Source organism: Arthrobacter sp. Sr24, assembly GCF_054511175.1.
In genome coordinates, this window is sequence record NZ_JBTNDB010000003.1 from 62869 (window position 1) to 75421 (window position 12553).

At 59.6% G+C, this 12553-nt stretch carries 8 protein-coding genes; 1 reads left to right on the forward strand and 7 read right to left on the reverse strand.

What is annotated here, in order from left to right; genetic code table 11:
• Nucleotides 1-12: 12 nt before the first annotated feature.
• From ACX80D_RS03270 to ACX80D_RS03300, 7 genes are all read right to left on the reverse strand, one after another.
• On the reverse strand, nt 13-1329 hold the full coding sequence (locus tag ACX80D_RS03270; RefSeq protein ID WP_459321200.1) for a transcriptional regulator: 1317 nt from the start codon (nt 1327-1329) through the stop codon (nt 13-15).
• Between the two features lie 214 nt (nt 1330-1543).
• Complete coding sequence (locus ACX80D_RS03275; protein ID WP_459321201.1) at nt 1544-4225, reverse strand: MMPL family transporter; 2682 nt, start codon at nt 4223-4225, stop codon at nt 1544-1546.
• A 54-nt stretch (nt 4226-4279) separates the two neighbouring features.
• Nucleotides 4280-4915 carry a TetR/AcrR family transcriptional regulator gene (locus ACX80D_RS03280; protein WP_459321202.1) on the reverse strand — a complete coding sequence of 212 codons (636 nt, stop codon included), beginning with the start codon at nt 4913-4915 and terminating at the stop codon, nt 4280-4282.
• A gap of 305 nt (nt 4916-5220) precedes the next feature.
• The gene (locus ACX80D_RS03285) at nt 5221-6666 is read right to left on the reverse strand and encodes a dicarboxylate/amino acid:cation symporter (RefSeq protein ID WP_459321203.1); all 1446 of its coding nucleotides are present in this window, start codon (nt 6664-6666) and stop codon (nt 5221-5223) included.
• Between the two features lie 188 nt (nt 6667-6854).
• Nucleotides 6855-7145 (reverse strand): acyl-CoA carboxylase subunit epsilon, encoded by a 291-nt coding sequence (locus tag ACX80D_RS03290; RefSeq protein WP_459321204.1) that lies wholly within the window; start codon nt 7143-7145, stop codon nt 6855-6857.
• The gene (locus ACX80D_RS03295) at nt 7142-8725 is read right to left on the reverse strand and encodes an acyl-CoA carboxylase subunit beta (RefSeq protein WP_459321205.1); all 1584 of its coding nucleotides are present in this window, start codon (nt 8723-8725) and stop codon (nt 7142-7144) included. Before ACX80D_RS03295 ends, ACX80D_RS03290 begins: the two co-directional genes overlap by 4 nt.
• A 167-nt stretch (nt 8726-8892) precedes the next feature.
• The gene (locus ACX80D_RS03300; RefSeq protein ID WP_459321206.1) at nt 8893-11187 is read right to left on the reverse strand and encodes an HNH endonuclease signature motif containing protein; all 2295 of its coding nucleotides are present in this window, start codon (nt 11185-11187) and stop codon (nt 8893-8895) included.
• Between the two features lie 281 nt (nt 11188-11468).
• Here ACX80D_RS03300 and ACX80D_RS03305 point away from each other — a divergent pair, with 281 nt between their 5' ends.
• Nucleotides 11469-12509, forward strand: a complete 1041-nt coding sequence (locus ACX80D_RS03305; RefSeq protein ID WP_459321207.1) for a biotin--[acetyl-CoA-carboxylase] ligase — start codon at nt 11469-11471, stop codon at nt 12507-12509.
• The last annotated feature ends 44 nt before the right edge of the window (nt 12510-12553 follow it).

Here is a 12553-nt window from a genome sequence, read left to right on the forward strand (position 1 = left end):
AGAGCACACAAACTAGCTTTCCAGCGCCTCCAGGTGAGCCACCACGGCGGCACGCTTAGGTGAGCGAGGCGGCAGGAGACGCAGGGCTGTGAGCCAAGCTTCGACGTCGTCCGCGGCCTGGGGGAGTTGCAGATAACCTAACAGCGCCTCGGGACTGGCGTCGGCGAGAATAGCTTCGCGCAATTGCACCGAGACTCGGTTGCGGATGGCCTCGATCGCCGGAGCCAGCGAACGGGGCATGACCTCGCCGCGGTAGATATTCAGGGCCAGCCGGTGCGCGCCGCGGTCTAAATAATTGCGGACCTGCTCGGCGTCCACCACCAAGGCGCGGGGGAGCCGGTAGGGGCGTGATTGCGGAACCAGCGTGGGTGCGGTGCTCTGCAGTAACTTGCGCAGGCGCACCATCTCGGCCCGGATACTGGTGAGCGAGGTCCCCTCAGGGTAGACCTTGTCGGTGAGTTCCTCAGCGCTGAGGCCTTCGGGGTGCAGAGCCAGCATGGCCAAAATTTCGGTGTGGCGTTCGCTCAGGGTCACGGCCTGTCCGGCCACGTGCAGCAGGCCCTGATCGCGTCCCAGGATCTGCAGGCTGTCTCGGTAGAGAGGCTTTTTCGAGACGGGCTGGCTGGTGGAGCCGGTGGTTGCGGTGAGGCCAGTGGCTGAACTGGCGGTGCCGGATCCGGCGGCTGTGCTGGCTGTTGGGGTCATCCACTTGCGGCGTTCTTGCTCTGCCCGGCGCTCCAAGCGCTCGATCCGCAGCTGAGCTTCCGCAGCGGCCACCGATGCCAACACCAGGGAGAGCGTGTTGGCGCCTACAGCTTCCGCTCCGCCGGTGATGTCCACGACGCCTAGGACGGCTCCTGAATCTGGATCGCGTAGCGGAACGGCCGTGCAACTCCACGAGTGGACGGCAGGATTGAAGTGCTCATCGCCGCTAATCTGGACACTTTTACCCAGCACCAGTGCGGTCCCCGGAGCGCTGGTGCCCGCAACTGGTTCAGACCAGTCGGTGCCCGTGGCGAAGTTGATATTCTCACCGTTGCGCCGAGCTGCCGAATCGCCTTCCACCCAGAGCAATCGGCCATGTTCATCCCCGACAGCAATGAGCAATCCGGTGTCGTAGCTGGGCTCCACTAGCAACTTCGTGATGACCGGCATGATGGCAGCCAACGGATGATCACGGCGGAAGTCCTGCAATTCTCGGCTCTCCCACACCACTGGCGGGGCAATGCCGGCAGGGGTGGCCAGGGCGTCCAGAGATCGCTGCCACGATTCGCGTACCAACGGACGCATGGCTGGCAGGCTCTCAAGGAGTGGATGCTCCGGGGGCATGTTCTCTCCAAGAATCTTCGGTTGAGTTGCGGTAGTAAGGAGGGCTAGGGCTACAGGTCAGTAGTGGCGGTTAAGCGGCGGGATTGCATAACCCTCGCCTGTGCTCTAACTCACAAGCATAATGCACCATCGGCAACGTAAAAACGGGCAGTCAAGGACAGCGAATCATGGTTGATTTGCTAATCCCTGACTGCCCGTTCGGGGTGCCGATTGTCTAGCGGGCTGACTCCGAGGAATCCTCAAGCGTCGATGCGCCCTCAAGAGATGCGCCCTCAAGTGAGGAGGCATCATCGGGGACGCCCATGCCAGCGAGCTTGGCGCCCTCAACATCCACATCGGGCAGGATCTTATCCAGCCACGCCGGGAGCCACCAGGCCGACTTGCCCATCAGATGCATGGCCGCCGGGACAATTGTCATGCGGACCACAAAGGCATCGATCAGAACACCGAACGCGAGGGCGAAACCAAGCGGTCGGACCATGGTCAGATGGCTGAAAATGAAGCCGGAGAACACACTGATCATGATGATTGCGGCCGCCGTCACCACGGGAGCTGCATGCTTGAAGCCGGTGCGGACCGCCTGCCTGGCATCTTGGCCGTGGGCGTACGCTTCACGCATTCCTGAGGCAATGAATACCTGATAATCCATGGCCAAGCCGAAGAGCACACCAATCAAAATGATCGGCAGGAAGCTGAGCACGGCTCCTGGATTGTCCACCCCGAAGATGCCGCCAAGCCAGCCCCACTGGTACACAGCCACCACGCCACCAAATGCTGCGACGAGCGAGAGGAGGAATCCGGCCGTTGCCAGCAGGGGAACCAGAATAGAGCGGAAGACCAAGATCAACAAGAGCAAGGAAAGTCCGACGACGATGGCCAGGTAAGGCGGCAGCGCCGCTCCCAGCTTCTCCGAGACGTCGACGTTGGCGGCGGTCTGGCCCGTCAGGCCGATGGTCACATCAAGGTCCGAGGCGATGAGCGAGCCTTCGCTTCGCAGATCATGGATGACCTGGACCGTGCTTTCGCTGGCGGGTCCCTCGGTGGGGATGACCTGGTACACGGCGGTGCGTAGATCCTCACTCAGGGTGACCGGGACGGCTGCCGTCACGTTTTTGACCTCACGCAGCTTGTCAGCAACGTCCAGATTCAGTTCGGTGGCGCTGGCCTGATCCAGGCCTGCAGGGAGCGAGCCAACCACAATGATGGGCCCGTTCATGCCTTCGCCGAAGTTCTTTCCCGTGATGGAGTAGGCCTGGAAGGCGCTGGAATCCACAGGTTCGGAACCGCCGTCGGGCAGTGCCAACCGCAACCCGGTTGCGGGGATGGCGATGACGGCCAACGCCACCACGGCAGCAACCAGAGAAATTACCGGATGCTTGGTGACCAAGGCACCCCAGCCCTTGGCGCTGCGGGCAATGTCAGCGGAATCATCTGCTGCAGCCTTTTCGGAATCGTTGAGTCCCTCCAGCGTGGCATTGTGTTCAGCCGTGGACACGGCATTCTTCGCCCAGGCCTTTTTGGAGATGACTTTCTTACCCATCAGCGAGAGCATCGCCGGGGTCAGGGTGAGCGCAATCAGCACAGAGACAGCGACTGTAGCTGCCGCGGCCAAACCAAGAATGGCTAGGAAGGGCAGCCCAGTGACGGAGAGGGCGGACAGGGCAATGACCACCGTCAGGCCTGCGAAAGTCACGGCATTGCCGGAAGTGCCAGTGGCCCTAGCAATGGACTCGGACATTGCCATCCCCGTCAATAGCTGCTGGCGGTGCCGATTGACGATGAACAACGAATAATCGATGCCGACCGCCAAGCCCAGCATCAAGGCAAGCATGGGAGAGATGGAGGACATTTCAATGACAGTGGTCAGCGCCATGGTGCCACCCACACCGATGCCAACACCGATCACGGCCATGAGCAGCGGCAATCCGGCGGCGATAAAGGTGCCCAGCATGATCAAGAGGACGGCTGCGGCCACGGCAATGCCGATTACCTCAGCAGCGCCGAACAGCTCGGAGACGTCTTCGACGATTTCCTTGCTGTAGGAAACGCTCACGCCGCTGGATTCCAATGTGTTGAGTTTGTCTTGGACCAGCTGACGGTTGGCCGGAGTCACAGCGTTCATGGACTCACTGAACTGGATCTGGCCAATGGCAGCCTTATTGTTCTCTGAAACGAAGAGCAGACCGGCCGAGGCCTCAATGGTGCGTTGACCGGCAGCGAGCTCTGCTTTCGTGGTGGCCAAGGTGAGCTGACCGGCGTCGAACTTTGCCTTGCCAGCATCAAACTCGTCCTGACCGGCCTGCCATGCAGCCTTTTGGGCATCTAGCTGAGCTTGCGCGGCTTCCAATGGAGCCAGTGCGGCTGCGGGTGCCCCTGCCAGCTGGGACTTTTGGGCATCCAGCTGTGCCTGACCGGCGTCCAACTGAGCCTTGGCTGCTGCCAGTTCCTTAGCGGAAGCATCCAGCGCCTTCTGGCCGGCGGCGGCCTCAACTTCGCCGGCTGCCAGAGCCTTGGCGCCTTCGGCGAGTTGCGCCGCACCATCTTTTTGCATGGCCGTGGTGACGAACGGATCAATGACGCCCTTGACCGTGGGAACTGTTGTCACAGTTTCCATCGCAGCAGAGATGGCGTCTTCTTGGGTGGCCGAGAATGGCTCCCCGTTGGTGCTGGTGAACACCACGGAGCCGGTCCCTCCGGAAGCCTCCGGCAACTCAGCTTGAAGCTTGTCAGCCATCTGCTGGGTTTCAGTGCCGGGAATCTGGAAGTTATTGGACATGGGGCCCATGAATAATGCCGCGGCACCACCCACCAGACCAATGATGATGGCCCACGTTGCAATCACCAGCCAGGCGCGGCGGGCGGCAAAGCGTCCCAGTTTATAAAGCCAAAGGGCCATGGTGAATCCATTCTGTGTATGAAGGCGCGGTCAGGGCGCCTTCGGGTATGAAAACTAAAAACCGTTTCGAAGCAAGGAAATGGTGGTGTCCAGATGTTGACGCAACTTGGCCAAGGAAGGCTCCGACGTGTCGAAACCACATTCCCGGCACCAGATTTCGACGGCGGCCCGGCAACTGCCCATAATGGCGCCCACTAAGGCCAAGATGTACAACTCCGAGGTGTCTGCCGGGAGCCGCTCGCGAGCCACCTCGACGATCTTCATGGTGCACTCGTCCCAGGCCTGCAATTGAAAGCGGCTCAGATGCGGATCTTGAGTGAGGGAGGCTGTTTCTGCCAGGATCGCGAGGTCTGCCGTATTCCCGACGGCGGATAGCGCGGCTTGGGCGGCTTCGAGAATCGACTCATCTGCAGGACGATCCATAAATTCGGTGATTACCGTGTCTAGGTAGCGCTGTGTGTAGCTGGTCACAGCCGCTTCAACGGAGGAGAAGTAGTTGAAGAAGGTGCGCCGGGAAACGCCGGCGGCGGCAGCAACGTCGTCGACCGTGAACGAAGTCATGTCCTGATTACGCAGGAAATTCAGGGCGGCGGAGGCGATGGCCTCGCGGGTTGCTGCCTTGTTCAGCTCGCGCCGGGATAACGGGTCATGTGGTGCGTGGGGGTCTGGAGAAGGCACGGGAATACTCACATGACTACACTAAGTGCAAGTTTGCACGATGTGCAAGTTCTGGCGCAGGAGTGCGGCGGGCCGGGTGCCCACTATGGCGGGCCGGGCGGCTGCTGCCAGGTCCTGGCATGTCCTGCCTGGCGACTTCCGCGTGCGTGTGCGCGGCCCGCCTGGAGAGCTGGCCCGCAACGCAAAAATCCCGCCAGGGCAATGGTCTAGTGACCATGCCCTGACGGGAATTTTACGGTTCAGTACCCGGTAATGAGGATCTCTCGTTGCTGGGAGAAACTACTGGATGGAACTACTGGGTGGAACTGCTGTGGGAGTTAGGCGTTGGCCGGTTCCCGCTTCGGATCAATACCGTCGGTTTTGTCGCCATCCGCAGTGTCGCCGTCGGACGCATTGAGTTCTGCAAGAAGGTCAGTGGAATCGTCAGCGAAGGGATTTCCGTTGCGGGGCGCGTTATAGAGGTCCTCGTTCAGGATGCCCTGGCGTTTGGAAACAATGGTGGGAACCAGAGCCTGACCAGCTACGTTCAAGGCGGTGCGGCCCATATCCACGATCGGGTCGACGGCCAGCAGAAGTCCCACGCCAGCCAGCGGCAGGCCAATGGTTGAGAGCGTCAGGGTGAGCATGACCACGCCACCGGTGGTACCCGCAGTAGCTGCAGATCCAAGGACTGAAACGAGGACGATGAGCAGGTACTGGCTCAGATTCAGTTCGATGCCGAAGAACTGCGCCACGAATACCGCTGCAACGGCGGGGTAGATCGCGGCGCAACCATCCATCTTGGTGGTGGCCCCCAGCGGCACGGCGAAGGAAGCGTAGGCGCGGGGAACGCCCAAGTTACGTTCGGTCACGCGCTGCGTCAACGGCAAGGTGCCGATCGAGGAACGGGACACGAAGGCCAACTGAACGGCCGGCCACACGCCGGAGAAGTACTGCCTGATGGACAGTCCGTGGCTCTTGATGAGCGCGGGGTAAACCACAAACATGATCAGTGCCAGGCCAACGTAAATGGCAACCGTGAACTTGCCCAGTGAGCCAATTGTGGTCCAACCGTAGGTGGCAACGGCGGTACCGATCAGGCCAACAGTACCGATCGGGGCCAAACGAATGATCCACCACAGGACCTTCTGGATGACGGCAAGTGCTGAACCATTGAGCTTCAGGAATGGGTCAGCTGCCTTGCCAACCTTCAGCGCGGCAATACCGACCACAATGGCAATAACCAAAATCTGCAGGATGTTGAAGCTGACGCTTGTAGACAAAGCGCCGGATTCGGAGGCCTTGGTGGAAGCGCTCAGGCCCAGGAAGTTCGAGGGGAACAAGCCAATCAAGAACGCCCACCAGTCACCCGTCTTGCCGGTGTATTCCTCAGCGGTCTCTACCGAGCCAGCTTGGAACTGGAACAGGACACCCAGGCCGATACCGACAGTCACCGCAATCAGCGACGTGATAGCAAACCAGAGCAGCGTGTTCCATGCCAGGCGCGCAGCGTTGGTGACCTCGCGCAGGTTAGCGATCGAGGAGACCACGGCCGTGAAGATCAGCGGCACTACAGCGGCCTTCAAAACCGAGATGTAGCTGGAGCCGATGGTGCCCAGTGTGGTGACCAGCCCGTTGGGATCGGTCTTAGGGTCACCGCCCAGTTGACGTGCGATCAGGCCAAGGGCGAGGCCAATAATAAGGGCTGCGATAATTTGAACGCCGAAGGAGCCAGCCCATTTCGGGAGCCGCGACACCTTTGCGGTGCTTGCTGTGGAAGTCATGGATCAACGGTAAGGGCGGAAGAATAGCATCAGGAAATTAGTGTTTCCCTTTATTACGTCAATAATCTGGAATTGTTACGTACGTCTCAAATGTGGTGGTGGAGCTGTCCTGGAGCTGTCCTGGAGCTGTGCCGAAGCTGTGGCGAATCGGTGCAGGTGCGGCCGAATGAATTCCGCCGCATCAACACTCAGCGGTTGGAGCGCCGCCACGATCCAGCGCCCGGCTTCGGTGGCAGATGCAGTCGCGCACGTCTAGCCCATGGCCGGGCTTGAGTTGCGGGGCCATCGCTTTCCTCACCAACTTGCAAAGCGAGTACGACGGCGGTCACTGCAGCCAGTTCCTCAGCGCTGGGGTTGCCTCGGGTTACCTTGAGCAACGGGGTCGTAAGGTGCTCGATCGTCGGGGACTGGCGATCGGGTGTATCGGGTGTATCGGGATACGGGTTACTCGGGGCGTCGTTGCTCTGTGCAGCGGTCACAGCGGGATGTTCCCATGCTTCTTGGCAGGCAAGCTGGCGCGCTTATCGCGCAGGGCACGCAGACCCTTGATGAGCTGGATACGGGTATCGGACGGTGCAATAACGGCGTCCACGTAGCCCAGTTCAGCGGCCTGGTACGGGTTGAGGAGCTCATCTTCGTAGTCCCGAACAATCTCGGCGCGGCGAGCTTCAACGTCGCCACCCTCAGCATCCACTGCTGCAAGATCACGGCGGTACAAGATATTGACGGCACCTTGGGCGCCCATGACGCCAATCTGGGCGGTGGGCCAGGCGAGGTTCAAGTCAGCGCCGAGCTTCTTGGAACCCATCACAATGTACGCTCCGCCGTAGGCCTTTCGGGTGATGACAGTCAGCTTTGGCACGGTTGCTTCTGCGTAGGCGTAGAGCAGCTTGGCCCCGCGTCGGATGATGCCTTGGAATTCCTGATCCTTGCCAGGTAGGAAGCCGGGTACATCGACCAACGTGATGATGGGGATGTTGAAGGCATCGCAATTACGGACAAAACGGGCGGCCTTTTCGGAGGCGTTGATGTCCAAGGTGCCAGCAAACTGCATGGGCTGGTTCGCCACGATGCCTACTGTGTGTCCTTCGATGCGGCCGTAACCGATCATGACGTTGGGGGCGTACAGTGCCTGCATTTCCAAGAAGTGTTCGTCATCGAGGATCTGCTCGATGACGGCACGCATGTTGTACGGCTGATTGGCCGAGTCCGGGATCAGAGTGTCCAAGGCGAGGTCGGCGTCGTCGAGCTCCAATTCCTGCTCGTGCTCGGTGACGGGTGCCTCTGCCAAGTTGTTGGAGGGCAGGAAATCGAGCAGTTCGCGGACAAACTCAATGGCGTCTGCTTCATCCGTGGCCAGATAGGTTGAGGTTCCTGTGGTGGTGTTGTGCTGGCGGGCGCCGCCCAAGGACTCCATGTCAACGTCTTCACCAGTAACCGTCTTGATGACATCGGGACCGGTGATGAACATGTGGCTGGTCTTGTCCACCATGACAACATAATCGGTCAGCGCGGGGGAGTAGGCGGCGCCGCCGGCACACGGCCCCATGATGAGTGAGATCTGCGGGACTACCCCGGATGCGTGAACGTTGTTGCGGAAGATATCGGCAAACATGGCCAGCGAGGCCACGCCTTCCTGGATGCGGGCGCCGCCACCGTCATTAATTCCGACGACGGGGCAACCGTTGCGCAGAGCAAATTCCTGAACCTTGACGATCTTTTCGCCGTTTACTTGGCTCAACGAACCGCCGTAAACGCTGAAGTCTTGGCTGTAGACGGCGACCAAACGGCCGTCTACCGTGCCGTAACCGGAGACGACGCCGTCTCCCAGAGGCTTCTTCTTCTCCATGCCAAATGCTGTGGAGCGATGCACGGCCAGTGCATCAAACTCAACGAAAGAATCCGGATCCACCAGCAGGTCGATGCGTTCGCGGGCTGTATTGCGTCCCTTCGCGTGCTGTTTCTCAACGGCAGCTTCGCCAGAAGGTATAGCAGCCTGAGCCATCCGGTCACGGAAATCGGCAATTTTGCCTGCTGTCGTCGATAGATCGTGGCTCATTGACACTCCGGATCAATAGTGTGGATACTTGCAGCTCTTCATAGGAACCGCACAAAAGGGCAAACGCTACTGACAGTCTAATAACGATATGTGCCCCCGCATGTGTAGGAACCCTACAAAGTCGCCTGAAAAGTATCTGGCGTTTGGCCCAGTTCCAACGCTTTGCTCTAGTTTGTCGCGAGCGTGGTTTTTGTCAGACCGTGATGGAAGTTGTTCCTGAGCTTTGTTTGAGTGGGGTCGACGACCCAGGGCGGTGTGAACCACGGCGTGCCGTTGATGATGTGAACCTGCCATTGGCTGTGATGGACCAGGGTGTGGTGATGTTGGCACAGAAGAGCGGCGTTGTTGAGGTTTGTTTCTCCGCCTTCTCGCCACGGGATGACGTGGTGGGCTTCGCACCACATTGCGGAGGCGGTGCAGTCAGGGAATGAGCAGCCCAGATCGCGAGCGAAGAGAAGCTTGCGTTGAGCGGGGGTGAAAAGACGTCTGGTCCGGCCAGCGTTGATGATTTCCTGGCCGGTGCCATATGTCAGGGTGGTGATGTCGGGGTCGCAGAGCGACTGGCTGAACAGACCGAGCGGCATGGGGCCACTGAAAGTGGTGTAGGCGGTGCCGAGCCCATCACTGCGGTTGAGGTCTTCTTCGGTGCAGCTGATGATGAGCTGTGTTTTTAGTCCACCATTGAGCGGAAGTTGCCCGGTGCGGGCGGCGAGTTTCACGCAGGAGATCATGCCGTCGAGGAGTTTTTGACCGTGTGTGCGGGTGTCTTTCACGGCTGGCTCTGTACTGAGCGGGTCGATGGGGTCGAGCCCAGGCAAGGGTTCGTTACTTCCGGGAGCTGCGACGTCGACTCCATAGACAAGGTGGGGCCAGTCCCTGAGACTGTCATCTTCATTGGAGGTGCCCCAGCCGGGTGTGTTTTCCCCCTTGGAACCTAAATTGTTGTCCCACTCCGGTGCTGACTCGGGACCTCCGTATTCAGCTTGGGGTTTCTCTGTCTGATGTGGCTGCTCTGTCTGGCCTGTAAGGTCTGCGTGCTCTGATTCGGGCCGTTCTGGTTTAGTTTGCGGGCCGGTGTCGAACCAGAACCAGTTATCTCCCTCGAAGACTGGAGGACTTGCGTTTTCTGGTGCCTGTGGTGGGCGGGGTGGGATTTCCCAAGGTTCCAGCCTGCGACTCCACCCGTTGAAAAGTGGTGGTTTGGATAGTGCTGGTTTGGTGGGTGGTGCTGGCGGCTTAGATTCGGCCGGTTGCAATGGCTCTGGCGCCTGCGGTGGGTTCGGTTCTGGTGGCCGAGGTGGCTGCGGGTTCTCAGGCTCTGGCTCAGGCTCTGGATCCGGGGGAGCTAGTGGTTCGCTGGCTGGCTGGCCATAGTCGGGATCCGGAGTGTTGTCTGTGGTGGTGAGGAGATCGGAAAGGCCATGAAGCTGGTCAAGTAGTGATTCTTGTCCCTCGCATTGCTGACTATCGCCCTCACTGTGGTTGCTAGCGCCTAAGCCGCTGTCATCTTCAGTGCCAGTGCCAGTGCCAGTGCCAGTGTCAGGTGGTGGGCCCTCGGAGGAACCATCTGTTCCACCTGCACTTCTTCCTGCGCCGGTTTCTGTTGCTGCGAGAGTGTCGATGTCGGTGTGTTTGTTGGGGTTGGTGGCAAAGCTGATCAGGGCCATGAGTTGTTCGTATTGTTCGATGGTGCAGGCGCCGTAAAGTGAGACGAGGCCGCGGCGTGGTTGGCGGAAGAACAGGCCTTGTTTCGCCAGAAGATCCGACTGGCTGGGTTTGTGCCCGTCAGGGTCTAGGTGGCTCATGATCCGGTTTCCCACGGATCGTATGAAGTCTGGTCCTTGCTGCTCTGCGGTGAGCACCAGAGTTTCCTCGACCTCGGCGGCCTGCTCCTGGTCTATACGACCATTGCTTGCTAGGCGGGCAGCTTCATCGAGGTACTTAGAGACGGTCAGAGCACGTTCTTGGGACACCGAGCCTTTGAAGAACGCTGTTGCCAAAACGGGGTTCGCGGTGGGGACGCTGATTCCTGTGATGGTGTCTCTGAGCGGAAGGACTGCTTTGGCCAGGCGGATTCTGCGGCTGGCTTCAGCGGCACTGAGTTGCAGGGATTGAACGAGCAAGGCGACAGCTCCGCGGGCACCTGTTTCGGCGTAGCGTCCTGCTGTGACACGTTGATCTATTTCGCCAGCAGCCTGCACGGCCAGGGCTTGACCGGATCGAAGGAGTTCTTCAAGGTCTTGGGACCATCGCGCACAGGCTGCGTCGCTGAGCCCGCTCAGATCGACCCCTACATTCGCGGCACTAGATAAATCACCCGTAGTGGATTGTGTGCCTGCTGAATCGGCGGAGTTGGTACTGAGCGCGTGGACAAGGTTGAGGAATTGGTGGACATGGTCACCAATTCGTAAAACCCCTGAATGGGGAGCTGGTTTTACCGGCTGCCCCGTCGTTGTGTTCATATAAATATTCTACAGCGACCCTCTGACATCGAAACTTTCTACTGTATGTTTTGGGGACAAGGAATCCCGATCGTCCCCTGTGGAGGAATCAACACCATTCGGCAATGTAATTCGGGTGGCCTAAACCCCTTTCAATCACTGACTCGGCTCTGGTCTAAGCCACAGTTCACATCCGCTCCAGGCCAAGTTGGGAGCTCTGAAGAGAGCTCCGTAGAGGCCGCCGCTCGGTTCTCATCCCGGGGACGGATGCATCCGATGCTGTGCCCGATAGGATTGGAAGTATGAACGGAACCGCAGATACCCCTGAGCAAAGTGGTCTCAGTCGAGCCCAGAAGCTTCCAGCGGCCGCGATCAATCCTGTTCATCTAGACCCAGCCCGCCTACGGACTGCGTTGATGCACCCGCAAGGGGCATTTGCTCGCGTCGATGTAGTGGACTCTGCAGGTTCAACCAACACGGATCTGGCAGCCGGTGCCGCCGATACCGAACAATTCTTTCCGGACTTGAGTGTTTTGATTGCCGATGCACAGCCTGCTGGCAAGGGTCGTTTGGGAAGGGCGTGGGAGGTTCCCGCCGGTGCTGCCATGATTTCTAGCGTTCTAGTCTGGCCAGAAGAGCAATGCCAATCAAACGGGTCAGGTAAGGATTTTTCCTCTACCGGTTACGGCTGGCTTTCCATCCTCGCAGGAATTGCCCTGTGCCAGGCCCTGCGCATGCACACGGACGTCAAGGCCACTTTGAAGTGGCCTAACGATGTGCTGGTCAACGGCCGCAAACTGGCAGGAATCCTTGCCCAAGTGGTGCCCGCAAGCACCGCAAGGAAAGCATCCCCAACAACCCACTCACCCTCAGCACCTCAAGCCATGGCGGGCTCGGGCGCGCAGGTGGGCCCCGGCGTCGTGGTTGGGGTGGGTGTCAATGTCAGTTTGGAAGAATCAGAGCTGCCCACGGACAGGGCTACGTCTTTGCTGGTGGAGGGAGTGCCTGCTTCCGGTCTGGATCGGAATGAGCTGCTGCCCGCGTACTTAAACAACTTCGCCAAGCTATATCAGGATTTTGCGGCGGCTGGAGGGGATGCGCAGGCGCCGCTGCCCGGTGGGGCGAGTGCTGTGGACATGGCTCGGGATCTCATGAGCACGCTGGGCCAGGAAGTGCGCGCCGAATTGCCCGGCGGTACCATGCTTTACGGCACAGCTGTGGATTTGAATAGTGACGGTAGCTTGCAGCTGTGTGATGCCCTCGGTGAGGAACACAATGTCAGCGCCGGCGACGTGCTGCACTTACGCAGAACGGGCCCGGGCGGTGCACTGGGCTATGCGTAAGTTATTGCTGGACCATGAGCAGGTTCAGATTCGCTGCCGCCCAC